The organism is Bacillus sp. PAMC28748 (assembly GCF_014250415.1).
Lineage (GTDB): Bacteria > Bacillota > Bacilli > Bacillales > Bacillaceae > Bacillus > Bacillus licheniformis.
Window position 1 is genome coordinate 229,591 of record NZ_CP060192.1, and the last position, 25,553, is coordinate 255,143.

General features: G+C 44.1%; 23 protein-coding genes. 4 read left to right on the forward strand and 19 right to left on the reverse strand.

The window, feature by feature from the left end:
• Positions 1 to 24: 24 nt before the first annotated feature.
• The 4 genes from H7F26_RS01265 to degQ all read right to left on the reverse strand — a co-directional run bounded on the left by H7F26_RS01265 (position 25) and on the right by degQ (position 3,763).
• Positions 25 to 2,346, reverse strand: a complete 2,322-nt coding sequence (locus H7F26_RS01265) for an ATP-binding protein (RefSeq protein WP_026080865.1) — start codon at positions 2,344 to 2,346, stop codon at positions 25 to 27.
• A gap of 39 nt (positions 2,347 to 2,385) precedes the next feature.
• Positions 2,386 to 2,550, reverse strand: coding sequence for a competence pheromone ComX (comX, locus tag H7F26_RS01270; protein ID WP_011198251.1), 165 nt, complete (start codon positions 2,548 to 2,550; stop codon positions 2,386 to 2,388).
• A gap of 14 nt (positions 2,551 to 2,564) precedes the next feature.
• The gene (locus tag H7F26_RS01275) at positions 2,565 to 3,434 is read right to left on the reverse strand and encodes a polyprenyl synthetase family protein (RefSeq protein WP_011198252.1); all 870 of its coding nucleotides are present in this window, start codon (positions 3,432 to 3,434) and stop codon (positions 2,565 to 2,567) included.
• Positions 3,435 to 3,622: 188 nt separating this feature from the next.
• Positions 3,623 to 3,763, reverse strand: coding sequence for a degradation enzyme regulation protein DegQ (gene degQ / locus H7F26_RS01280; protein ID WP_003184860.1), 141 nt, complete (start codon positions 3,761 to 3,763; stop codon positions 3,623 to 3,625).
• Between the two features lie 485 nt (positions 3,764 to 4,248).
• On the opposite strand from degQ, the gene H7F26_RS01285 reads away from it, so the two are divergent.
• Complete coding sequence (locus H7F26_RS01285) at positions 4,249 to 4,596, forward strand: YuzC family spore coat inner layer protein (protein ID WP_009329512.1); 348 nt, start codon at positions 4,249 to 4,251, stop codon at positions 4,594 to 4,596.
• Between the two features lie 42 nt (positions 4,597 to 4,638).
• Here the strand turns inward: H7F26_RS01285 and H7F26_RS01290 are convergent, their stop codons facing one another.
• The 7 genes from H7F26_RS01290 to H7F26_RS01320 form a co-directional block, all read right to left on the reverse strand.
• On the reverse strand, positions 4,639 to 5,859 hold the full coding sequence (locus H7F26_RS01290) for an EAL and HDOD domain-containing protein (RefSeq protein WP_003184864.1): 1,221 nt from the start codon (positions 5,857 to 5,859) through the stop codon (positions 4,639 to 4,641).
• A gap of 178 nt (positions 5,860 to 6,037) precedes the next feature.
• On the reverse strand, positions 6,038 to 7,447 hold the full coding sequence (locus H7F26_RS01295) for a nicotinate phosphoribosyltransferase (protein WP_228767691.1): 1,410 nt from the start codon (positions 7,445 to 7,447) through the stop codon (positions 6,038 to 6,040).
• Between the two features lie 77 nt (positions 7,448 to 7,524).
• Positions 7,525 to 8,076, reverse strand: a complete 552-nt coding sequence (locus H7F26_RS01300; protein ID WP_003184868.1) for a cysteine hydrolase family protein — start codon at positions 8,074 to 8,076, stop codon at positions 7,525 to 7,527.
• A gap of 184 nt (positions 8,077 to 8,260) precedes the next feature.
• On the reverse strand, positions 8,261 to 8,662 hold the full coding sequence (locus H7F26_RS01305; protein WP_003184870.1) for a YueI family protein: 402 nt from the start codon (positions 8,660 to 8,662) through the stop codon (positions 8,261 to 8,263).
• A 94-nt stretch (positions 8,663 to 8,756) separates the two neighbouring features.
• Positions 8,757 to 9,005 (reverse strand): YueH family protein, encoded by a 249-nt coding sequence (locus H7F26_RS01310; protein WP_003184872.1) that lies wholly within the window; start codon positions 9,003 to 9,005, stop codon positions 8,757 to 8,759.
• Between the two features lie 73 nt (positions 9,006 to 9,078).
• The gene (locus H7F26_RS01315; RefSeq protein ID WP_003184874.1) at positions 9,079 to 9,300 is read right to left on the reverse strand and encodes a spore germination protein; all 222 of its coding nucleotides are present in this window, start codon (positions 9,298 to 9,300) and stop codon (positions 9,079 to 9,081) included.
• 56 nt (positions 9,301 to 9,356) lie between these two features.
• Positions 9,357 to 10,466: an AI-2E family transporter gene (locus H7F26_RS01320; RefSeq protein WP_003184877.1), complete on the reverse strand. Its 1,110-nt coding sequence runs from the start codon at positions 10,464 to 10,466 to the stop codon at positions 9,357 to 9,359.
• A 188-nt stretch (positions 10,467 to 10,654) separates the two neighbouring features.
• On the opposite strand from H7F26_RS01320, the gene H7F26_RS01325 reads away from it, so the two are divergent.
• The 3 genes from H7F26_RS01325 (at position 10,655) to H7F26_RS01335 (ending at position 13,766) form a co-directional block, all read left to right on the forward strand.
• Positions 10,655 to 11,089, forward strand: a complete 435-nt coding sequence (locus tag H7F26_RS01325; protein ID WP_003184879.1) for an Rrf2 family transcriptional regulator — start codon at positions 10,655 to 10,657, stop codon at positions 11,087 to 11,089.
• A gap of 170 nt (positions 11,090 to 11,259) precedes the next feature.
• Entirely contained in the window at positions 11,260 to 12,156 is an 897-nt protein-coding gene (locus H7F26_RS01330) for a prolyl oligopeptidase family serine peptidase (RefSeq protein ID WP_003184882.1), read from the forward strand.
• Between the two features lie 146 nt (positions 12,157 to 12,302).
• A complete protein-coding gene (locus H7F26_RS01335; RefSeq protein ID WP_003184884.1) occupies positions 12,303 to 13,766 on the forward strand; it encodes an esterase/lipase family protein in 1,464 nt (487 codons plus the stop codon).
• Here H7F26_RS01335 and H7F26_RS01340 read toward each other — a convergent pair.
• The 8 genes from H7F26_RS01340 to H7F26_RS01375 form a co-directional block, all read right to left on the reverse strand.
• Positions 13,763 to 14,293, reverse strand: a complete 531-nt coding sequence (locus tag H7F26_RS01340) for an HD domain-containing protein (protein ID WP_003184886.1) — start codon at positions 14,291 to 14,293, stop codon at positions 13,763 to 13,765. The genes H7F26_RS01335 and H7F26_RS01340 overlap by 4 nt on opposite strands.
• A gap of 135 nt (positions 14,294 to 14,428) precedes the next feature.
• Entirely contained in the window at positions 14,429 to 15,160 is a 732-nt protein-coding gene (locus H7F26_RS01345) for a (S)-benzoin forming benzil reductase (RefSeq protein ID WP_003184888.1), read from the reverse strand.
• A gap of 146 nt (positions 15,161 to 15,306) precedes the next feature.
• Entirely contained in the window at positions 15,307 to 15,795 is a 489-nt protein-coding gene (gene essA, locus H7F26_RS01350) for a type VII secretion protein EssA (RefSeq protein ID WP_009329514.1), read from the reverse strand.
• Positions 15,785 to 18,847, reverse strand: a complete 3,063-nt coding sequence (gene esaA / locus H7F26_RS01355; protein ID WP_016886120.1) for a type VII secretion protein EsaA — start codon at positions 18,845 to 18,847, stop codon at positions 15,785 to 15,787. The genes essA and esaA overlap by 11 nt, the downstream gene beginning before the upstream one ends.
• A complete protein-coding gene (gene essC / locus H7F26_RS01360; protein WP_009329516.1) occupies positions 18,844 to 23,328 on the reverse strand; it encodes a type VII secretion protein EssC in 4,485 nt (1,494 codons plus the stop codon). Before essC ends, esaA begins: the two co-directional genes overlap by 4 nt.
• A gap of 36 nt (positions 23,329 to 23,364) precedes the next feature.
• Entirely contained in the window at positions 23,365 to 24,681 is a 1,317-nt protein-coding gene (essB, locus tag H7F26_RS01365; protein ID WP_185855206.1) for a type VII secretion protein EssB, read from the reverse strand.
• A gap of 14 nt (positions 24,682 to 24,695) precedes the next feature.
• On the reverse strand, positions 24,696 to 24,935 hold the full coding sequence (locus H7F26_RS01370; protein ID WP_011198257.1) for an ESX secretion system protein YukD: 240 nt from the start codon (positions 24,933 to 24,935) through the stop codon (positions 24,696 to 24,698).
• Between the two features lie 80 nt (positions 24,936 to 25,015).
• Positions 25,016 to 25,312, reverse strand: a complete 297-nt coding sequence (locus tag H7F26_RS01375) for a WXG100 family type VII secretion target (RefSeq protein WP_003184900.1) — start codon at positions 25,310 to 25,312, stop codon at positions 25,016 to 25,018.
• Positions 25,313 to 25,553 lie beyond the last annotated feature (241 nt).

Below are 25,553 nucleotides of genomic sequence, written 5' to 3' on the forward strand. Positions count from 1 at the left end.
CCAAGCAAAAATGTTAACTAAACATTACAATCCCATTTCAATGGCGACCCTAAAGCCTTTCCCTTCTGCTGTCTGTATATCCAGACTGCCGTTCAGTGCGCGGACGCGCTCGCGAATGCCCGACAGCCCCATGCTTGCGCTGTTTTGATAAAGCTTGTCCGGGTCAACCCCAATGCCGTCATCTTCATAATGAAGAACAACTTTTTCTTTTATGCAGACAAGCATAATCAAAACCTCATTAGCTCTCGAATGTTTAACCGCATTGCTTAAAAGCTCCTGCACAATTCTGTACAAATTCAACTGCGTGTCCAAGTCGAGCACCTTTGAGAACCTTTCCGTATTGAGGCGGATCTTATCGATCGATGAGGACTCCTGATGCTGCGCCGCCAGTTTCGAAAGGGCTTTGACAAGTCCGAGATCGTACAACAGCTGCGGCCTCAGCTCCTGGCACGTTTCCCTTGTCGTCTGGATGACGGCGGACATTTGCTCATTCATATTGATGAGCCTTTGCCGGATTTGATTCGTACAGACTTTATCTTTTTCAAAATCAGCCAGAAACATCTCGCTTTGATGCTTCAAGGAAATCATATCCTGCAGGACAGAGTCGTGGAGATCGCGGGCTAAATCAGATCTCTGCTTCTCTTCAATCGCAAACATCAATTTATTCAGCCACGCCGGATTCGGCCCTTCTTTTTTCACATTTTCCAGATGCTCCATCAGCTCGCCGATTTTCAGCACGTTTTCCAGGGAAACGCTCGTATAAAACGCCAGCGTCTCAAGCCATGAAATCTCATCGCGCGTCAGCCTAGGCGTATTTAAAACCGACAAACACAGCATGACATAAGACGTCCCGCCCCGTTCACCGATCTTAATCAAAAACCCACGGTCGACTTCGACGATTTTGCCGATGTCGGTGATAGCCCTAAAAGCTTCTTTTTCATAAGGCTTCCAAACTTGATCGTTTGCATTATTTTCAAGTAACCCTACGGTTCCATCACTCTTTAACTCCAGTACATAAGCCTGGCTGACAGGTAAAACATCAAGAATCGTTTGAGACAATTCCCTTAGCACTTGCGCTAACGATGTCGAGCTCCGTATAAGTTGGGTAAACTTAAATACACTATCTTGGTAATTAAATTTTTCAGAAAACCTTTTTAAACGGAAACGAAAATCAAGAATTTCTTTGAGATAAAAAACACCTAGCATAATAAAATAGATAAATATAGTGTTTTTAACTGTATTTAGACTATTACTTAATTCTTGTGTTAAAGTAAATACACCTACAGCTGTCAAGCTTGGTAAAATGGCTAACAATCCATAGTATTTAAAACGTCCCAATAAGAATTCAATGTCATATATTTTGGTAGCAATAAATTGATACACTAATGAGAAAGGAATAATCAACAAAAAGGGTACAACAAACATTGCCGGGAATATATAATCACCGATAAATACATATGGAATGACATAGAAAATTAAGAACGGAATAAACGCAACAAAATTTGTGATAACAAGTATCCTTAAAAAATAGGCTTGCTCAGAAGCTTTATTTTTTATTACACCATAAATGATAAGAGCAAAGGCTATAATGGTAACAACCAAGAAAGATACCAGGTTAAAGAGCTTAATGGAACTATAAGAAATCTGCAAATTATCACCGGAAATTTCCAATAGCAAATTCAATAAACCCACAGGGTATAGGAAAAGAAATATTTTATTATTGAAAAACTCTTTTCCTTTTTCCTTGAAATATTGATAAATATAGTGGAGATACAAAACAGGAACGAATTGAAAAGTTATCATTGTTATATAGATACTTAAACTATCTCCCTTTGCAGATCCCACAGAACAAGAATAAGCTGTTGATGTAACAAGCAGAAAAACAATTAAAATAAAAGCTGAAGCCGAATTTAATCTTTTGTTTGATTTTATTATGAAATAAACACAAAAAAGAGAAAGGAGATAAAACATCATTGGAATAATAAATAGAAATAGACTTTCATAACTCACCAATTCATATCCGGTCTCTACAAACCCTATCTCTCCATCTCTTTCAACGATCATCGATTTAACATCACTTAATTCATCAGCTAATTTCCCATCATCAGCCCTTAATTTTTCTACACTTTTACCATTTATCTCTAGAATAACATCCCCTTTTTTAAATCCTAGGGATTGAGCCAGTGACCCTTTTTCAATCTCGAATACTTGGTATTCGTTTTTTTCATTAAATTGCATTGTCATTCCAAGGTAACTAGAATGCAGATTTACATAGATAATATAAGGAACCAAGGAGAGGCTTAGCAAAATAATAATTAAAGATAGTTTATTATAATTAACACGCATTAATTTTACATCCTTATAATAGATAGTTAAGGAAGAATTTTAAATCCAAAATCCTCCTCCACCCCAACTCTTACCTAATAATCTAATACTGTCAACCACTACTCCTGTTTTTTCTGGATCAATGCCTAATAAACAAGCATCCCCATCAACAACTTTTTTTAATACTTCAGGATTTTCGACCAAAAAGTTCACAATATCTTGCATACATAGTCTCCTCTTTAATTGTTATTCAGCAGGGTAGACATCAAACGTTCTTTCTCCATATCCCCCAACTCAAGCTCCCCGATTCCCTTCTTAAATTTCTGAATAGCGAGCTGATTCATAACATACATATACTGAGTGACGCCTGCTGCCTTCAATTTCTCTTTATAGCATTTTATTTCTTTATCGGCAATTTTATCCTCAGTTTCAAATGTTTTTAACAAATCAATCGACGGCTGGTTAAATTTTCTTGACAAATATAAATACGCAAGCGTCCGCTTTTTCTTGGCGATATCGCTTTTTGAATCATAAAAAAGTGCTTTATAATCATTTTCAATTTGTGAAGCAATGCCCAGCTGGTAGGCGTACTTTTCAACCGTCGGGTCAAATTTGCCCGTAGCAAGCATAGCTCCCAGCACGCATGGCAAGGCTGTCAGCGCCCCGGATTTACGCTTGATCATGTCAAGGCACTCATCTTCAGTGGCAGGGCGGTTGCTGAGATCGTCATGCTGTCCCTGCATCGATTGAAGTGTATATTCCATTAGCTTTTCGAAAAACACCGGTTCTTTCGACACCGAACCGATCACTTTAATGCTTATTGTATAAAGCGCAGTCGCCGCATTCATTGCGACTGAACGGTTGATTTTCATCCAAGGTTCATCGGGGCTGTCTTCATCCTCTAAATCATCGAATATATCAAACGCAAGAATCAAGAGTTCAATGCCTGCTCCAAGGGTTTCTGCCGCATCGGTGTCCGTGCCGCCGAAACTTTGGTAATGATAAAAAGCAAGCTCGCTGAAATGCAACTGGTCCTTTGCATCTAGAAAAGCGTGCAGCGTCCGATTTAAGTCCGCATTGGGAATCTCAAGGTCTATAAAATGATTCATTCTTTGCTTGATTTTACTGTGATCTAGACAAAAAAGCTTAGAGATGGTGCTCCCTCCTTTCTTAATATTTTACTAAATCAAAATCCCGATTGACAGAGCAATTTTTTTATTTAACAATTATACAATAATTTATCCTTTTTTTGGGTTCGTTTGCACACAAAAAAAAGACTTGTCTGAAACAAGTCTTTTTACGAGGTTTTTAGATATGTGTACTTATCGTATTGATCAATGCTTTTGTTAATCTTGCGCAAGGAGTCCTTTGTTTCTCTGATTTCATTCTCTAGCCGCCAAAGCAGTTGTTTTAATTCTTCAATTTGTTGCTTTTCCACCGGTTCCACACTCCTTTTGGAAGATCAATCAATTTGTGTATAGTGAACGAGTCATAGGTATTTGATCTGTTAATACAAGTTTAAAGGGATTTGGTTTCTTTTTCACCGAAAAGTTGCATATAAATTCATGCGTTACACCGCAAACTTTAAATAGACCATAACACCCATTTTACACAACTTGCGATTAGTTCTCAAATCCTAATGAAACATAAAATTTTTGTTTGTTTTTCAAGGAGTCAAATAAAGATCGCATATAAACCCCTTTATCATCGCAAGTTCAGTTGTGTTTTGTTCGTTTTGCAACCTTGAGTCTAAAGTAGTAACTAGCGGGGAATAGAAAAACTTGAGTGTTCACGGAACGCAGATCGGGTATGCGCCACCGAAAAACACGCAATAGACCGACACGCATTTCGGCCCTTATAAAAAACCATCCCTTCGCCTTACACCGCAAAAACCGCAATTTGACCCGTAAAAATTGAAAAGAGGTGTTCATATTGCTTCCTCCTCATTGCTTTTGGATGCATCCATATCAACACGTCAGCTGCCGGCAGGTCTATCCCGAAGTTCAAGTCAGCGCCTTATTGCGCTCGGCAAAAGAAGCGGAGAGCTTGATGGCTGACGGACAGAGAATTTTAAGCAGGCTTTCAGCCTCGCGTACTTTGGCCCAGCAAATCATGACGGCTGCCCAAAGCAACCAAAAAAATAACGTGCTGGCCGCGCTCAGGCAAACCGGCGTCCGCAGCCAGCTTGATGCCTCATTCGATCCCGACGGCATTCGCATCATGCTCATCAGCCCCCGCAGCAGACTATTCCTGCTATTGCGTTGGTCTTAGCGCAAAAAAAATTCCGGTCCCTAAGAAGGAGCCGGAATTTTTTTATAAGAGCTTTTGACACCAATCAACAGCTTCAAGATAGCACTGGTACGCTTCATCTTTAGTTAAGCCTTCTGTCTCCGGTGTGTTGTCTTCCCATTCGTTTCGTTCGATCGATTTTGCAAGCCGCAAGATTTTTCGGTAATCATTTTCTTTTCCGAGCAGCGCCTGGCCCACTTCGTCTGTCAGCGGCAGTTCGCTGACGACTTCCGTTAGTTCTTTGTGCAGCAGTGTATCGATAAATGAAAACATGCCTGTCAGCATATAAGAAGCCGGCTGAGGGCGGTTCGTTTTTTTTGCCAGCAATTCGCAAAGCTTCGCGCGGATCAGCGAAATCTTGACGACTTCGTTCTTGCTGGAGTTTTGCTTTTTCGTTAAATCCTTAAATGAGAGGATGAAGATCCACCTTTTGATTTCTTTAAATCCGAGAAGCACGATAGCCTGGCGGATGCTTTTAATCTTTTGGATCGGCCGGTTGGCTGGAGAATTCAACAGCTTCAGCAGCTGGTAAGAAAGCGACAAATCGCGCTCTATAATATTTGTGACGTTTTCAATATCAGGCTGATCTTCGCTTAATTCATGCAGCAGCTCATAATAAGCGTGGAAATGATATGTAATGTCCTGACCGTCAATCACGACAGGCTCGCTGAAGAAATAGCCTTGAAACAGATGAAATCCGTCTTTTACAGCCTGCTCATATTCTTTTCGCGTCTCCACTTTTTCAGCGAGGAACGTCAGGCGGTGGTTACGGCATGATCGAAGGATGCTCTGTCTTTCCTGCTGCGTCGTTTTGAAAAAATCGATCTTCAAAATATCAATGGATGCCAAAAGCTGATGGAGCAAGTCCCTCTTCACGCGATGCTTTAAACAAAAATCATCGAGTGCAATCGTGTAGCCGAGGCTTTTCAAATGCCTGCACCTTTCGATAAGCTCAAGGGTAATCGGCACATCTTCAAGGATTTCCACAACGAGCTGATCCGGGTCAAAATACGTCGGCAGCCCTGATGCCAAAAGACCCTCGGTAAAATTCACGTAATACCTTTTGCCTTCTGTCAATTTATCGATTCCAATGTTTAAAAAGCTGTTAATCATTAATTCTGTTGTCGCTTGATCACCGTCAATACCGGAAAAAAAGTTTTTCTCGCTTTCCCTGTATAAAAGCTCGTATGCGACAACTTGTTCTTTTCTGTTGAATATTGGCTGTCTGGCAACGAATACCCTCATTCTTCTTCCCCCTAGCGACTGAGGTGCCTTCGCTTTTAAGTATATCAAATAATTGGGCAAATCCCGTCTGCTGTATAAAAATTCACCCAAATTTGAACTTAATATTGAAAAACAGATAATCCCCGAAGAAATTATCTGTTTCAATCCCCAGTTATGTTAAAAACTATCGTTTACAGAGTCAACCTTGATCCAGACCTTTTTTCGCCTTGATTTTCGCTTCGTGAATTTGCTGCATCTTGTTGTTCCAGCAAGCTTCGCTTAAATCGACAGGATATTCTTCGGGCTTGCTGATCCGCTTATACTCTTCCCAAAGCAAACTGAGATTTTCTTGAACATACCGCTTAATATCCTGAATGCTCGGATTCTCATAGACAAGCTCGCCTTTTTCAAAGATCGGCTGGTGAAGATCTTTCGCATCAAAATTCGTCACAAACTTGCTGATAAACGTATGAACGGGGTGAAACATCTTCAGCCGCTCCTGTTCATTGACCTTTTCATAGTCCAAAGCGATATAATCGCCTTCTGAATGATGGTTCAGCTGATTGATGATTCTGTACACCTTTTTCAAGCCTGGAGTCGTCACTTTTTCCGGATTCGAAGAAATTTTAATCGTGTCTGCCATCTTTCCGTCTTCTTCGATCGAAACAAGTTTGTAAACCGCGCCGAGAGCCGGCTGGTCGTAAGCGGTAATCAGCTTTGTGCCCACGCCCCAGACGTCGATTTTTGCACCCTGGGCTTTAAGGTTCATAATCGTGTACTCATCAAGATCGCTTGATGCAACAACTTTTGTATCTGTAAATCCGGCTTCATCCAGCATGGCTCTCGCTTTCTTCGACAAATAGGCGAGGTCTCCGCTGTCCAGGCGGATTCCCGAAAATTCAATTTGATCGCCGAATTCCTTTGCTACTTTGATCGCATTTGGAATGCCGGAACGCACCGTATCATATGTATCGACCAAAAAGACACATTTTTTATGGGTTTCCGCATATTTTTTAAATGCCGTGTACTCATCGCGATAGGCCTGTACAAGCGCATGGGCGTGCGTGCCTGATACCGGAATGTCAAACCGCTTGCCGGCGCGGACATTGCTTGTCGCGTCGAATCCGCCGATAATCGCGGCTCTTGCTCCCCACATCGCCGCGTCCATTTCATGCGCGCGCCTTGTTCCAAATTCAAGCGCCGTCTCTTCTCCGATCACACTTTTGATTCTCGCCGCTTTTGTGGCAATCAATGTTTGGTAATTCACAATGTTGAGCAGAGCCGTCTCAATCAGCTGCGCTTCAGCCAAAGGCGCTTCGATCCTCATGATCGGTTCGTTGCCAAACACGATTTCGCCTTCCTGCATAGAATAAAGCGAACCGGTGAATCTCATATCTTTTAAAAAGCCGAGAAAGTCATCTTTAAAGCCCAGCTCTTCTTTTAAATAAACTAAATCGCTTTCAGTAAATCTGAAATCCCGCAAAAATTCAATCGCTTTTTCAAGACCGGCAAAAACGGCAAAACCGCTGTCAAAAGGGAGCTTTCTGAAAAACAGTTCAAATACGGCTTTCTTTTGATCAATGCCGTCGCGCCAATACGTTTCCGCCATATTAATTTGATATAGGTCTGTGTGTAGTGCTAGACTGTCGTCTGTAAAACGGTGTTCCAACCTTCATTTCTCCTTCCTCAATCTGACACTGAGGCTCCCAGGGTGTTTGCAAAATGAGAAAGAGCCCAGTCGTGTCCGTCCGGGTTAAAGCTAGCCACTGCGTTTTGATGAATGACAAGATTAAACCCTTTATTATAAGCATCTACTGCGGTATGGAGCACGCATATATCTGTGCATACGCCAACAAGGTGCAGTTCTTGAATATCCCTTTCACGAAGCTTCAGCTCGAGGTTTGTCCCGGCAAAAGCAGAGTACCTTGTTTTTTCCATGTAATAGACATTCTGATCGTGTTCGTGTTTTCGATAAAGCTTTTCAAGCTTCCCGTATAAATCCTGTCCTGATGTACCTTTTATATTATGCGGAGGAAACAAACGGGTTTCCGGATGAAGCGTATCGCCGGCCTCGTGTGAATCGACTGCAAATACGACATAATCGCCGTTTTGAATAAACGTATCCGCGAGACGCGCCACGGCGTCTTCGATTTTGCGGCCGGGTTCCCCGCACGTCAGCTTACCGTCAGCTGCGACAAAGTCATTCGTATAATCTATACATATAAGAGCTTTTTTCATTGCCGCCCTCCCCGCCTTTTGTATGATAGGTAACATTATAACTTATCTAAACGGACAAGTGAATGGCGAATCAATCGAATATGGCTGTCAAGCCGCGCCAGCAGCGGTTTTTTCTTTTTCAGAAAAAAACAAAAACCACGGGTTCGGGACCGCCTTGCGGAAGGCGCGTGCGAAAACCCGCACCTCATCTCTTGTTTAAAACCGACTGCTCAAAGATATCGTCCTGAACATAAATCGATTCTTTCTCTACGGCCTCACGCGCCGCGAGAACAAGTCCAAGGGGAGTGTCCGATTGCTGATCGGACACGATCGAAAAAGGGACGCCTTGCTTATTGGACTCCTTGATGTAAGGAGATAAATGAGAGTAGCCGATTTCGCCGTTAAGCAATAATGTTGCATCCGCTTTTGAGCCAAGCGCATCGATGACTTCCCGGTATGCCTTCGGACGCAGCACTTGTCCTTTAGTCAATGCGATGATGACCCTTTCCCTCAGCGAGCCTAAAAACAGTCTGCGTTCATCCGGCTTCGTTTCGCGTGGTCCGTACATTCCCTGCTGTAAATATTGATCCAATGATTGGTCGCTCACGTCTTAGACCCTCCAGTTTTATCCTGCTGGCAGCGTTTTTTAAGCTGCATTTTTTTATCAGTATGCCCACGAAAACAGCGGGCATGAGCCCGTGCTACATTTCGGTCACCCATTGTACGATCTTTTTGGACAGCTCCTCGGCCGCATCCGACTCAGCCACTTTCGACAATGACCGGTCAAGCTTTTCGGCGAGTTCTGCTTTTTCTTCCTCATAGGAAATCAGCGTGCTCCACTCCAGTTGCGGCACAGCCACAAGCGTATGAAATTCCTTTTTATTTTCATGGAGGTAAACGTCTGTGATCATCTGATCTTCGTTTAAGATGTTTGCCTTCCTGATTTTCATCTTTGTCACCTGCCTTATCTATCTTTTTTCCCATTATACTATAAAAAAGAAACAGCCTCTTTAAAAGAGGCTGTCACAGGTTCAATGACTGGGAACCGTCCATCACATCCGCATCTGTGAAGGTCGTTTTATTGATATCGTTATGAATCAATCCGTAGTCCCCTGTTTGAAATGTGCCCGCTCCTCCTCCGGAGGAATCCGTGCACTTCGGGGAAATCGCAAACACATCTCCAAAAAAGGCTGCGCTGTCATCAACGACTCGCCTGATAAAAATCGGTCCGACAATTGCCGGCATTTTCACACCTCCGCCATTTAATTTATTAGCATCATATGTGAAAATGGGCAAAACGTTCAGACTTCAGGATTTTCCGCCGTTTCTTTTTTATACCTCTGCCTTAAACGGACAAGGCGGACGATATTCAATGTAAAAGCCTTGAGCAGGGCATAAGCCGGAACGGCCAGGATCATGCCGAGAATGCCTCCGAAGCTTCCGGCGCCGATTAATAAAAGGATGATCGTCAGCGGATGCGTATTCAAGCGGCGGCCGATAATCAGCGGCGACAGCAGATTCCCGTCTGTCTGCTGAACGGCAACGACGATGATCAGCGCGATCAATGCTTTCGTCGGCGAGTCGAGAAATGCGATAATGACGGCCGGCGCCGCTCCAAGAAACGGTCCGACATATGGAATAATATTCGTCACGGCAATGATCAACCCGAGAATCAGCGCGTATTTCACACCGGCGATCCAAAAACCGATGAAGCACGCCGTTCCGACGAACAGACAAACAATGAGCTGTCCTTGAATGTAAGCCGCCAGCGTCTCGTACAAATCCTTAAAAATCTTCAGCCCTTCATTTTTATACTTGTCAGGCAGGATCTTGACAGCCAAATTCGGGAAACGGTGGCCGTCCTTCAGCATATAAAACAGGATGAACGGCACGGTAACAGCCGTGAGCGCAATGTTGGTCACAACGCCGAATACAGAAGTCAGGCTCCCTGTAATATTTTCAGGCAGGCTCGTCAAATATTCGCCGATTGAGCTTTCGATTTTGGCAACCGATACGAAGTCCTGATTCATTATCCAAGTGAACCACTGCGAATTCGACATTTGCTTAATGAAAATCTGGATCTGTTTCACATAGGAGGGGATGTTGTTGAACAGATCGGTAACCTGCTTTGTAAATACAGGACCGACTGCTGACAATACAAACCCGATGAATGCCACAAACACCAAATAGATCAGCAGAATGGACAGCGTTCTCGGCAGCTTTTTCTCAAGAAGCCGCACGATCGGATTGAATATAAAATACAAGATTCCCGCAATTAAAATCGGAGTAAATAGAGTCGATGCAAATACGATGATCGGTTCGAAAAGAAAAGACACTTTTGTCGACACATAAATGATAAGAAGAACCAATAAAATTTGCAGCGTCCAAAAATGGGTTTTTGATTTTAACAAGCTTTGTTTCCTCCCGGCTTTTTTCATTAATCTAAAAACTACTATTCACACTAACGTCTGTCAACTGTTTTCCTTCCATTCATACGAAAAAGCTTTGACAGGGTTTCATATTTCAGCGCCTTTTGAATAAAAAAGATTGACAGCTCCTCCTGTTGTAATTATCATGATTACAACAGGAGGGTGGTTTGATGAAGATCAGCAGCAGATTTACGATAGCCGTACATATGTTATCCTTGATGCACGTCCGAAGCGACCATTTGACATCAGAGCAAATCGCAGACAGCGTCAATACCAATCCGGTCATCATCCGCCAAATCAGCAGATTGCTGAAAAAAGCGGGCTTGATTGAAGTAAAGCGCGGCACAGGCGGAGCGCACTTATTACGGGATGCCGGCGCCATTTCTTTGTATGATGTCTATAAAGCTGTCGAAGTTGTCGGTGAAGGCGAACTGTTTCACACTCACGAAAACCCCAATCCTGATTGCTGGGTTGGCGCGAATATCCACCAGGTTCTTGAGCTTGTTTTATTAAAAGCGCAAACAGCCATGGAGAATATACTCAAAGAAATGTCTATAAAGGAATTGACTGATCTGATCATCCAAAAAAAGAATGCTTCTCAGTGAGGCATGATTTTTTCAACTCGTTGTAATAACTATACTTACAACAAGCATCTGGCACTGTGTTTTTTTCACCTCGTTGTAATATTGTTCATTACAACGGAATAAAAGGAGGTGGTTCCATGTGATCAACACAGGCAAAATCGGATTTCCATCACATTAAGGGAGGACTTAACATGACGAATCATATAAAAGAAATCAACTGGGAGCAAAACACCAACTCTTACATTCAGCTCATACCGAATATTGAGTACACAAAAGTGGAAGACACTTCTTTGACATTACATTTGCTGGTGTACCGCAATCCAATGGATGCGTTATTTAACAGGAAAGGCAATCAGGAAACATACCCGCTGATCATTTATTTGCAAGGGTGCGGATGGGGCTGGACAAAACAGGATACATCCGCCTTTATCCCCCAACTGGTTCCATTTGTCGAGCAAGGATATGTCGTGGCAAGCGTTCAATACAGAGGCAGCGGAGAGGCGGTGTTTCCGGCTCAGCTTCATGATGTGAAAACAGCAGTCCGCTTTTTAAAAGCAAATGCCGCCCGCTATAACATCGATCCTGATAGAGTCGGAGTCTGGGGGGATTCTTCAGGCGGCCATTTGGCTCTTTTGCTTGGATTGACCGAAGGAATTGAAGAATTTGAAGGCCCGGACGAATACCGTCATGTATCGAGCAAAGTCGATGCGGTTGCGGACTGGTTCGGTCCGGTCGACCTTCTGTCCATGAGCAAGTATCCGTCCATCTTCGATCATGATTCACCCAATTCACCGGAATCCAAGCTGATCGGCGGAGCTGTTCAAGAAAACAGAGTACAGGCGAAACAAGCGAGTCCGATAAGCTATGTTCACAGGGAAGCGCCTCCCATTCTGATTATGCACGGGGATCAGGACGATGTCGTCCCTTATCAACAAAGCGTCCAATTGTTTGAAGCCTTAATAAAAGAAGGCCATGATGCCCTTATGTATAAAATAAACGGGGCCGGACATAACGGTTTTACCCAGGCTCATACCCTGGACATCGTCAAATCGTTCTTCCGCAAACATTTAAAGCCTGGAAAAGCCTGAACATTGAAGGCCGGATATCCGGCCTATCAGTGTATATTCCTCTCTTTTATGAATATTTTCTAAATTTTTTTCAGTATATCGGTATAAAGTTCACCTTCAGAAAATAAGATGAAAACGCTTACAAATAAACCATGAGGTGAACAACGATGAAAAAACTGGTGCTGCTCATGCTTGTTTTGCTGCTCGTGTATCCGCATGTATCGAAAGCGGGAGGATTTAAAGGAGGAGGCGGCAATCCGGGCTACTGGTTCGCGGGAGACCCTGTAGAACATCCCGATCCCGCAAAACCGCCGATTGTATTCGTCCATGGATTAAACGGCTCTTCAAGCGCTTGGTTTGACGAAAACGACATGGCGGAACAGGCCTGGAAAAACGGGTATGACGCGGCTTTTATCGATCTCCACCCCGATAAAGACATGCAGGACAACGGAGCGATGCTGGCCGCCAAACTGCGCGAAATCTACCAGTATTTCGGCCGCAAGGTGATTCTCGTTTCCTACAGCAAAGGCGGAATTGACAGTCAGTCGGCTCTTATTCATCACAACGCATACCATTATGTCGAGCGGGTGATTACACTCGGAACCCCCCATCACGGCTCACAGCTGGCAGACCTTGCCTACAGCAACTGGGCAGGATGGCTAGCCGATATTTTAGGCCAGAAAAATGACGCCGTTTATTCACTCCAGACAGGGTTTATGAAATCGTTCCGCGACCAGACCGACAATCATCCCAATCGATTGAAAACCAAATATTTTACCCTGGCAGGCAATAAAATCGGCGGGTTCGGCAGCGCTTTATTTTTCGGGGGCGTCTATTTAAACATGTTTGGCGAAAATGACGGAGCCGTCACTGAAAAAAATGCGAGACTCCCTTACGCCACAAACCTGGATACAGGGAAGTGGGATCACTTCTCAATTATTAAAGGAAACCTCACGTTTCCTGTATTCATGCCTTTACTGACGATTCAGGCAAATGCAAATGAAACTGCGGCCACCAAAGAAAACTTATCGTACCCTTTCATCAGAGGGGGGGAAAATCATGGATTGAGAGAAGAGGAGTTTGCCGTTGAAAAAGGCGTCAAGGAGATAACCGTTCACTGGCTGAGCAATCATTCCTCGGGAAATATCAAATTGACAGATCCACGCGGCAAGCCGTTCAAAGATTTTTCAATCGCAAAGACGGCGGATGTTTTTGAAGGGGGGTTCGTCCATTCCGCTGCCATCAAAAATCCCGCGGCAGGCACTTGGAAGATCGCATCATCCGTCAAACAAAAAGAGGCGTTTTTGTTCATTGTGACTTTCGATTCTCCTCTAAACCAGCAAATCAAAAACGCAGTCACCAGAGAATCGTCAAACCTTGCGAATGTTAAGGCGTCCGTCCGCTCGATCCGCTACGAAAACGGAAAACAAGCCGAGAAAAAGTCGCTGAAACCTGCTTCTATCAATGCGCTGCAAAACAGCCTGTCATTCAAAAAAGCCGGCATGTACTCGGTGACGATAGACCTTTCAGGAAAAACGGCAGACAACTCGCCGTTTAACAGGACGATCATCCGCTCTATTTATGTAAATGACAAAGGGGAAAAGTTTGAAAACAGCCCTTTGTCCGATTAAACCGTTCTTTTCATGGGAGATAAGGATTCATCGACCATGCGGTCAAGCTTCCGGATTTTTTCAAGCGCCAGCTTATGATCGATTTTGCGGTAATGGTGGTTTCCGCCCGGCTCTTCGTCCAGCTCATCCGCTTTTTTGACGATTTGCTGCAGCTTGTTTTTATCAAGGTCCCCTTCTGGCAAATAGGAATCCGTATGAAGCAGAATCGCCAAAGCAATCTCTTTGGCCGCTTTCCGATCTTCGCCGAGGCGGATGAGAAGCTTGTGGGCGCGCTCGGCTCCCTTTATTGCGTGAATGTCGTTTTGCTTGTATTTTTCATAATCCCATTCTCCGTCGGTGTACCATTCATAATGGCCGATATCGTGCAGCAATGCCGCTTTTGTCGCGATATCGGGATCTACTCCAGCTCGCACCGCCAGGCGGTATGCGTGATAGGCGCAGGCTACAGCATGAGCTACACCGGAACGAGTTAAATATTTTTGTGCGATTGGATGGGTGAATACATCCATTAAAGTTACGTTTCTCATGTAAACCCCTCCTTTATATATTTTTAGAATCCTAACATATTTTCATGCAAATCTCAATTGATCTGGCACATCATATTCAAAATTGATAAATAAAAAACAAGCACAATCGATTCGATGTGCTTGTTTTTTTATTTTTTACAAAAACTCTTTAATATCATACACTCTGCCGTTTTCAAAGTCGGTCTCAAGCAGGTCGAGCAGAATGCCGGCCACATAAGAGGTGCTTCTCAGCTTTCCTTCTGTTTGATAGGTTTTGAATCGTTCAATTTCATGAAAATCTTTTTTCGATGATGAACGGATAACCTCTTGCATGCCGGTATCCATGATCCCGGGGGAGAAAGAAATCATCTTCACCGGATCAGACTCATCTTCCTGTTCAAAGCCGAATGTTTTCGTGAACATATCGAGCCCCGCTTTTGAGCTGCAGTAGGCGCTCCATCCTTTATAAGGGTTTTTGGCCGCGCCTGATGATATATTGACAATCGATTTTTTGCCTTTATATGGCTTGAGCCATTTGGTAAACAGCTGGCTGAGCATCACCGGCGCTAACAAATTCAAGTCATAATGCAGCCTCAGTTCTTCCGGTTCAGCTTCGCCGGCGCGCTTGATCGGCGTCACCATTCCCGCATTATTGATCAAGGTGATCGAAGCAAAATCATGGGCTTGGACAGAATCTGAGAATTGCCGAAACCACTTTTCTGTTTCGGCGAGCTGCGCCAGATCGGCCTCATGCTGGATCAGCCTGTCATGACTGATATCAGACTTGGTCCTTGAAACAGCATGAACAATATGGCCTTTTTGCAAAAGCCCTTCGGCCATCGCGGCGCCAAGCCCTTTTGACGCTCCGGTAACAATGGATAAATGCATACGGCGTCCCTCCTTATCCATTATTGTACTGATTCATCAGCCCGCTTCTCAAGTGCTGCGGTTTTCTGCGCTAAGAACAGCCAACCAAAAGACAGCCGCACCGACAGCACCTTACAGAACCTCGGACTTTTCATTGCTGAGCGCTCTTATTTTTTCTGCTGCCCGCTGACTTTCGGAATCAAAAAGAACAGACCGGCGATGCAAAGAAGGATCAGCAGACCGTATAGAATGGGCAGGAAGATGGATTGCCGGTTTTCCGCAGAGTCATCTTCCCTTCCCGATAAGGACGGATTTGCCGAGAATGACAGGTCAAGCTGCTTTAGCTTTGAAGCCACGGAATTGCTTTCATTCGTGAAGCTTCCGGACAGGCTTTTCAGCTTTTCGATAGCATCTTCTTTTTTCGAATCTGTAAATGAGAATTCCTTCAGTTCTTCTGGAATTGATATTTCCTCTTTGTATTCCGCCTCTTCTTCCTGAAGGTAGTCCGTCTCGATTTTAATATCCTGCTTTTCGTACTCGTTTGGCTTTACATCGACTTTATCGGTTTCCTCCGCCTTCGCGATCGGAGTGAAAAGAAAGAAGGAGAGCATGACTGCCATGATCCCCTTCTTTCCCCATTTCGCATTACGCATCATGGTCAGTCTCGCTTTCTTCTGTTCTTGATTTTGCAAAATCGACAATAAAAGGAACAGCAATTGCGATGATCGTGATTAAAATTAATGCTCCGATTCCGAGTGCAAACTGGCTTCCAGTTCCGTACTGAATCGACATATATACGGTTGATACCGGATTGTTAAAGCTGAAGTTCGGCATCGCCAGGTCAAGCAGCGGCGCTACATAGAACAGCACCATGGCGGCTGTCGCGATTCCGCCTGCGATCGATCCCAGCATAAACGCCGTCCGGATAATGGCTGAACTTGCGACAAGCAGCAAGATCGTAAAGACCGACCACATGACGGCCTGATCGTCTGCGAGTGAGTAAATGTTCAAACCGAACAGGCTGATCATCAGTCCGACAATGATATTCAAAATGCCGAACAGCGCGCCCCTGACTAAGAGCGGAGCATTTTGATAATGGTGGCTGAAATATCCGATCAGCAAGCTGGAAAGCATCACAATCACGAGAATGACGACCGGCGGTACGTTTTGCGCTTTTGACTCTGGAACATCCCCGCTGATTTTCACCGGACTTGCCAGATGATCGTATACATATCCGTCGTTTCCTCCGAACGCATTTCCGAGAATGCCGTATACGTCTCCGCGGATAAGCTTTGTCGTCGCGACATTTTGACCCCAGTTTGAATTCAGGGTATCCGCTTTTTTCTGAACATCGTTTACACTTTCCTGAATATTGCTCGTGTACTCGATGACGCCTGATTGCGTTTCCGACAAGGAACCGAGCATGTTGGACAGCTGCAAAATGTCATTTCCAAGCGTATCCTGCATGCTGATGACCATCGTTCCATCTGTCGCATCTCCCTGCATGACTGCTGTTCCGGCGCCTTCCGGATTGCGCAGCTGTTCAGATACGGCATTTGCTCTGTCTGAGATGTTGCTGAGCTCATTTAGCGTTTCTGTTTGCTTTTCATCAATGAATGCGCCGTAACTGTCAACAAAATCTGTCATGCCGGTAGTATATGCTTCTATATCTTCGTTTGTCGCCAGCATGTTGTTCTTGAGATTTTTCCATTTTGTGGTTTCGTTTTCACCGACTCTGAGAACTGTATCAACTTTATTTTTGCTATTTTGAAGCAATCCATCTTCAAGCTCTGTCCCTGCTTTGTACTTTCCAGTAACAGCAACATGATAAACCGATAGTAGATTATAGTAATCCATTAGTTGATTAATGTTTCTATTGACAAAAGATTGATTGTCAAAAGCCCGTTTCACTTCAGGGCTGATATCATTCTCATAATACACCTTTAAATCTTCTTCGAGCTTAATTATTTTACCATATATTTTTTGAAAATCCTTATCTCTTTCTTCAATCAGTTTTTGTTTTAAATCTTCAACTCGTTCATTTAATTCATCAACTTTTTTATTCAGTTTTTCTACTTTTTCATCTAAATTATCAATTTTTTTCTTAAGCTCTTCATTATGCTCTTTTGTTTTTTGATCAATGTTAGATTTCACACCTTCTATGTTAGCAGATATGGTGCTTAATTCTTTTTTCAATTCTTCAAGATTACTGCCGTCTTGTTCATCGGGATTTTCTTCAGCTGGAGGTGGATCCTCCTTATTTGTATCATCAACATTGTTTCCGTTGTCCGCCTGCTGTTCATTTTCCTCAGAATTTACTGTGTTGTCATTTTCACCTGTTTGTCCTGTATCTACTGGATCTGTCGAAGTATTATCTTCTGTCGTTCCATCATTCTCACCAGGTGAAGGGGATTCAGGCTCTTCTTTATTTGGAACCTCAATGTTATTAGACAATTCCTCTAATTCTTTTGATATTTTCTCAAGCTCAGTTGTTTCATCATCCAAATTTATTTCGATATTCGTATTATCATCTTCGTCGGAATCATCTTCTCCATCATTTCCAGGGTCTTCAGCTATCGGTGTGTCATCAAATTCGAACAATTTTTGTCGATACTCTAGGATATGCGACTGAGATTCAATGTTCTTTATGTTTAGTTGTCTAGCATCAGCTTTATAATTGGAAATCAGCTCGCTCTGGATCGTGCTTATCTGACCAAGCTGCTGTTCTGGCACTTCTACATAACGATATTTCGCCAGATTCTCAAGCGAACTTCCAGCAAGGCTAAACTGGTTTTGCAAACCGCTGAGCGACATTGCCATGCCATTCATTTGTTCGCTGAAGCGGCTTTGGGCGCTGGCTTGCTTTTCTTTGATAGATGTTAGGCCGTCTTGAATTTGTTTTTCACTGTCCGCCTGGGCCGATTGAAGCAGCTCCGACTGCTTCTCTTGATATTGTTTGTATTGATTGACGTTGTCGACGAAGCTGTCCAATTGTTTTTTGGATTCTTCGACGCTTGCGTTGCGTTCTTTTGATGTGCCTTCTGTTTCATTGATCGATTCTTTCAGTCTGTCGATCATCTCTTTTTGTCTTTCTACTTCGCCAGCTAAATTGTTGGAGCTCGGCTTGTAAAAATTGTACATCGCGTTTTGGAACTCCGACTCTTTGTTTACGATGCTGTCAAACTCTTTTCTGACCTTTTTGACTCCCTGTTTGACAAAGCGCCAGTACAGGGAAGACATTTTCTTGCTCACCGTTTTTTGCGCGTCCTGAAGCTCGCGCTGGACTTTTTCCTTGTTGACGGCGTCGAGCTGGTCCTGAATTTTGAATTCCAGCTCCGCTTTTTGCGGACGCTCATGGTTGTAGCTTAAAATGTTTTGCGAAAAGTCCGACGGAATGTAGACAATCGCATCGTATTGCTTCTCCGCAAGTCCGCTTTCTGCTGCGCTCCGGTTGACGACCGTCCATTTATAATCCGGACGGTCAACCAGGGAAGCCGAGATTTCGTTTCCCAGCAGCGCATCTTGATCAACGGTTCCGTCATCTTTCAAAACGCCGGTATCCTCATTGACAACGGCGATTTCCCTTGTCGCGTTCGATACCTTTTTCGTCGGGTTCTCACCGATGAAATGAAAAAACAGGACGGGCAGCAAGATGATCGTGACGATGGCGCTGATAATTTTCAGCGTGCTTTTTTGTTGTTCCGTCATTTCGCTTTCTTCCTTTCTACAGCACATAAAGGAATTTGAATTTTCCTCTCTTTGCCGTTTTCAACGATATAGCCAAAGCCCGGCAGAATTTCCGGCTCCTGGCGTTCATATGGGAGCTGAATCAAGTTCTGCTCGGATTTTTTCATCAATAGCATCGCGTGTCTGACCTGCTTGACTTCGCTTGTCAGCGAATCATAGCCTTTTGTGAACTCGCTGTGATTTCCGGCAGGTATAAAGTGGAAACCTAAATGGGCGTAAGATTTCATGAACATCGCCATTTTGTCCTGAATCGATGCGTCGATCGTCTGCTGGAACCGTGAAATTCCGTCGACAATAAAGACCATCGGTGAGAAATCAAGGTTGGCGATTTCTCCTTGTTTAACGGCTTCCAAATACATCGCTTCCCTTGTCCGGCAAATTTCTTCCGTCTCAGCGAGCCAGAGCAGAATGTCGTCTTTTGTTTCTAGATAGCTGATTTGATCCTCTGTCGCATATTGAGAAAGCCCTCTGTCTATCGAATCAAACACGGCGATTTTTTTCGTGTCATGGTCAAGCAGGTGCTCGAGCATGATCTTGATGACGTTTGTTTTTCCGCGCTGCGTCTGACCCATAATGAGGCAGTGCTTATTTTTCTCAAGATTAAAGTATACGGGTTCGACAGTTTCTTCATCGAGTCCCATTGGAATAAGGCCTCTTTCAGGCTGAAGCGGATAATCTCTCACAAACTGTGTGACGGAAAGCTCGAGCGGCAGCATCGGCACAGGCGCCGGCTTTCTCATGCCTTCCGAGCGTTCTGCGATCGCCTGAATGTCGGCTTTGATCCCTTCAAACAGCTCGATATCGTTGTCCGCTTCCACAGGCATAAACATTTGTGCGAAGTATTGGTTTTCTTTATTGATAATAACGCGTCCAGGGATCGGTTCAAGGCTGAATTCCGGCCTTCCGATAATCGAATATGCTTCAGACTGATCCATCAGATAGTGGACAACCCTCGTTTTCAGGTTGTTCAAGAGCGACTGTCTGATTGCATTGACCCTTGTCGCGGTCAGGATTAAATAAATTCCAAGCGACTGGCCGTCTCGTGAAAACTGGATAAATTCGCTTTCGAGTTCATGCATTTCGTCTTTAATGATGTCAAAGTTGTCGACCGTTATGAAAATAAACGGCAGCTTTTCCTCATTCAGCGCATTGTACATCTTGATATGGCTGATTTCTTTTGCACGGAAGAGATTTTTCCTGTGCTCGATTTCCGCCTTGATCCGGACCATAAATTTCTCGATTTTTCTCGTTTGGTCCATCAGGAAATAATCCGCGGTGTGCGGAAGCCTTGCAAGCGGAAGCAGCGTTCCGTTGCCAAAGTCGAAAATGTAGTAATGCAATTCTTCCGGCGTATACTGTTCGGCAAAGCTCATCATGAACGTCGTGGCTGTCAGGGATTTTCCGTAGCCTGACGAGCCGACGATGCCGATATTGCCGTCTTCCATCATGCGGTAGCTGATCGGCTCCTGGCTTTGCTTTTCAGGTTCATCGATATAGGCAAAGTTAAAGGCATCGGCTTCCTCCGACGGATAGCGCGTTTTCGGTATGCGTTCTTCAAGCGGCGGCAGCCAAGGGCTCGGGAGCTTCTCGATTCCCATCTCCGCTTGAATCCGTTCAATTTGTTCGACGACTGCCGAAATTTCCGTCACAGCCTCTTTTTTCGCAGCGCGATCAGCATCAACATCTGATAAAGGAATTAATCCGGTATCTGTGACGATCGCCACTTCATCCTCTGTGCCATAGCCGTCCTCCATGTAAGGGGCTCCGCTCCATGCAGACTGGAACAGTTCATACACCTCGTTGTTGCCGACTTGCAAATAGCCGCGGCCCGTTACCGTGATGGTAGCCGCATCCCCGTTTTTGAGGATCTCTTTACTGTCATTCGCATCCTGCACCTTCAAGGCGACCTTGAATCTGGAGTTGCTCCAAATCTGGTCATCGATGATGCCGCCCGGTTTTTGCGTCGCCAAGATTAAGTGCACCCCGAGGCTTCGCCCGATCCTTGCCGCACTGACAAGCTCGCGGATAAATTCCGGTTCTTCGCTTTTCAGCTCGGCAAATTCGTCTGAAATTAAGAAAAGGTGCGGCATCGCCGTTTTCGCTTTTTTCTGTTTGTAAAGCTTTGTATAGTCGTTGATATGGTTCACTTTGTACTGATCAAAGAGCCGCTGCCTTTTCTTCAGCTCGCTCTTAATGGACGCAAGCGCCCGGTTGCTGAAGTTCTTGCTGCCTTCAATGTTAGTAATCGTTCCGAGCAAATGCGGAATGTTCCGGAACGGCTGCGCCATTCCGCCCCCTTTGTAGTCGATTAGCAAAAATGCGACTTCATGCGGGTGAAAGTGAACTGCCAAAGACAAAATATAAGTCTGCAAAAATTCACTTTTACCCGAACCGGTCGTTCCGGCAAGCAGCCCGTGGGGGCCGTGCGCCTTTTCGTGAAGGTTTAAATAAACAATGTCGTCTTTTCCTTTATAGCCGATCGGCACGGCCAAAGATTTGGCCGATTCGCTTGTCATCCATTTTTGTTCGATGCCGATGTCATCGACTTCCTTCACTTGGAACAGTTCGAGAAACGATACGGTATCAGGAATCGAATTCGTCATGCCCGTCTGGTGGTCAAGCGTTCTCAGCGTCCGGGAAAACTGTTCGTTGTCTTCCCTGTTGTGGTGATCCAGCTGAAACGGGATCTGGACGGCTTTCTTTTGCTTGATCAGAATGTCGCCTTCCTGTTCAGTAATATAACGAACAAGGGTATGAATGTTTTCGGACAGGCTTTCTTTTGTCTCTGCCGCCACGATTGTCGACACTCCGAGGTGTTTCTGCTTGCCTTCCAAATATTCTAAAATGACGTGTTCTGCGATGAGCTGCTGATTTGTGATGATAAACACAAAGTGCGGCTTAAACAAAGTCTTCTTTTTGTTTTCATCTAAATCCCGTTCTCTCAAAATCTCATATATGCTTGAAAGGAGCTGATCTCTCGTCTGTTCGTTGTAAATAAACCCTTTCGCATAAATATGAGGCATCTGAAAATGCGGGAGCCACTTCATCCATTCCCATTCTTGATACTCGGCTTCGTCAAAAATAAAGACAAAGCGCAAGTCATGATAGCTGTGGAAAAATGCGAGCTGGCCGACAAGCTGATGAATTTCATTTTTGACGACGGACAATTTTCCGACGACGCCCATCGGGCCTTCGGCAAGATTCACAGTGATCGGCGCATTTTTCAGCTCTCTGTAGACCTCTTCCATTTTTTGCGTTTGTTCAAGGAGATGGTCTGTATCGCGGTTGGCCAAATCTCCGCCGTTCAAATTGATTTGGTACGAAGATGCAACATTTCCCGTTCCAAGGCGGATTTGCAGAAAATCGGCGCTTTCAATCGATTTTTCCCAAATTCGTCCGCTGATCTCCTTTGTTAAATATTTCATTCTCTCAAATGTAGGAAAATGGAAATCAAGTACGAACTTTTGTCTTTCTGCAAGTTCATGCAGCTCTTTCTTTTTGTTTTCAAGGTAAAGGGTATAGACCCGCTCTCTTTTTTCTTCTCTTTTTTTACGCTGATTTTTGTCGCGGAAGTACTGCACGGTTGACGTAATCAGCGTCATCATAAACATCGCAAGGGAAACGATGATAAAGATCCCCCGCGGCTGAATGAGCGCCACGATCCCCATGACGATCAGCATGACGAGCGGAGGCAGAATCATCAGCCATAGGCCTCTGTTGTCTCCGTCGCTTTCCTGTGCCGGGAAGCTGAAGGATACTTTTTCATCCGGCAGGTCGTAAATCATTCTCGGCGGCCTGCGGTATTGCGGATATTTATTTTTTGTCTCGGAGCTCGGCTTAAGAATGTTCTCCAAAGACGTATCAAACTTCCCGAATCCCTCGATTTCCAAGAGGTCGTCTTCAACGATGCGAAGAATATTCAGTCCAAATGCGATTTCGTCTCCATTTTGCACGGAGACAGGGGCGGACACTTCTTCTCCGTTCAAATAAATTTTCGCGTCATTCGGCAGGACATTCCATTGCCCGTCGAGGCGGATGAAAGAGAACGTACCTTTTTCTCCAAAGAATGAATCCGTTTCATTGAAATAAACATCCGCTTCTTGATCGAGGGAAGAAATGACGATTTCCTGTCTCTCTCCCAAATAGTAGGCAGGAACGCTGTCGGCTTCTTCGGCTAAAAAGAGCGTCAGCTGTTCAGCGCCGCTTTGGACGGACGCCTTTCCGCCAAGCTTTAAAGAAGAGACCGTCTCCCCTCCCAGCTGCACGTTCAAAGCGTCTGAGTCCTTCTGCTTTTCCAGTGTCACCGGGCCTTTTTCAAATGAAAAATGCTTAATCGTGACAGAATGTTTCAAATCCGGCCCGATGGTGAGCGTGCGGCTGTTCTGATCATCCAGTTTTATTTTTTGATAGTTTTTATGATAAAAAATCCATAACAGACTCATTTCTCCGCCTCCTGCCAACAACAGGTGTTTTCGCTTTTATTTGTCATCTTTTTTCTTTTTGTCTTCCTTTTCTTTATTTTCTTTTTTCGCCTGTTCCTTCTCGGCCTTCTCCGTTTCAGCCTTTGCGGCCTCTACGTCCGCCTGGTTTTGCTCGGTGTTTGCCTGCTGGTTTTCTTCAGTTTTGGCTTTCTGTTCATCCGCTGTCCGCTTCAATTCTTCAAGTTCTTTTTCGAGCGGATCCAGCTGTTTCTGCCGCTCATCACTGGACAATTTATCATCGGCTTTAATGTCATCTGTGTATTTCATAAGTGCCAACATGATCTGTGCATTGTTTTCCAGCTTACGGGCCGTCTCAAGCGCTTCTTTATTGGCGCCGCGTCCGATCTGAATCCAGTAAAGGAAATTATTCGGATCGACTTGAAGCGTCAGGCTCTTCATGGCATCTTCCTGTAAATCGGCTTCCTTCAGTACATTGTCAACGATGATATACGAATAAGCCAGCTGATACTGAACAGAATCAGGCATCTCATCGGCATCATATTTATCAAGCGTACTGATGACTTTGCTGTACTGTTTATTTAAGAAGTAGCGGTTGCTTTCGATAAACGCCTGCTGTTTCGGCTGCGCGAAGAATAATGAATAGAAGGAAAATAAAACAGCCGGTATTAAGCATAAAATTAGTCCTAACCCTATGTACCTTTGAATCTTCCATTTCTTCTTCGGAAGATGGATAAGCATTTTTTCTTCGGCATCCAGTTCATCGATCCTCTTTTGAATGACGGCTTTCAAATCGCCGTATGTCCCGCTTGTGATGATGTCTTTTACCTGATCTGAAAATTTGATGGTTTCGCTGTATTTTAAATACTCTTCAAAAGAAAATTGCCCGTCGACAGCAAGCGCCGCGGCGGCTTTCACTTCATTGAAAAGTCTTTCTTCGTCGTGTTCATATGGCGGAATGCTTTCTTTCACTCCATAATGTAAAAATTTAGGCGTCAATCCTTTGTCAAAAACAATGTTTTCAGGCGCAGCGATCAGGTGCAGCCTTTTAATTGAATGTTCTTCAACGGCTTTCACGAGCTGGTACGCGAATAGCCACTTGCTTTTTTTATTTTTCCCTTTTATATAACGAAATTCTTTATATTCGGAAGGAGGCTGAATCATAATTTGGACTTCATCATCGGTCATGACGGCTTCTTTATTAAAGGAAGGATCGACTTCTTTAATGACGTTTGCTTCCAAGCCGTTCACAAGATTGATCTTCTCTCTTTGAAAACGAAAGATATATGTACCGTCTTCTTTCGTCATGACGGCCTCTAATTGGTCTTCGAGATACGTTTTCTTTTTCTCTGCCATTCATCCAGATCCTTTCATAATATTTCCAGACGGTCACCTGTCGTAATTCCGCATTGCGATAATGTATATTCGCCTGAAAAAACGGCATCTTTATTTGTCACCCTTACCCAGTAGCCTTCCCGGGGAGGCACCGGTATGCTTTTGGCTTGCCACGCAATGTCGACTACCTTTTTAACAGAATGGTAATCCGACAGTCTGAGGTCAAAGACGCTGCCGTCGTAATGTTTTAAATCGATGGTAATGTCAACATACACCAGTTCATCACCTCTCAATAGAAAAAGCGCCGTCATCTTCTTTTGAATTAGGCGCTTCTCTCATTCTTCTAATCTGTAAATTAGCCGCGGATTTGGCTAGCGATGTCTTGGTCAGTGCTTTCAAGAGTGTTAGCAGTCTGATGAAGCTGTTTAGAAACGTCGCTTAGAAGTTCAGCCATTTTAATAAAAGAAGGTCTTAGCTCTTGGTATTGCTCTGAGAACGCACGGCTTGATTCACCTTCCCACATATCTTGAAGCTGGTTGATCATTTGATCAAGACGCTGATTGACCTGCTCAGTCACATCTCCGCTTTCTTTTTGATATCTGTCAGCCATTTGCCGCAGTTCAGCCGGCGTAACACGAATGATTCCTGACATATTCCTTATACCTCCTGCGCTATTCGCCCTAGATATGGGCTAAATAACTTATTTTTTTGAACGCTTTTATTATAAAAACAAGATTGAGGCACAGTCAAACAAATCTGTTGTTATTTTACAAAATGAGTCTAAAGGTTTATCATTCCTCTATTTCCACCCAGCAAAAATTATAGAAATCTAGTAAAAATATCTCAATTTTCTTCTTTCGGAACATTCGCATCAAAAGGCATGGTTCAATGTG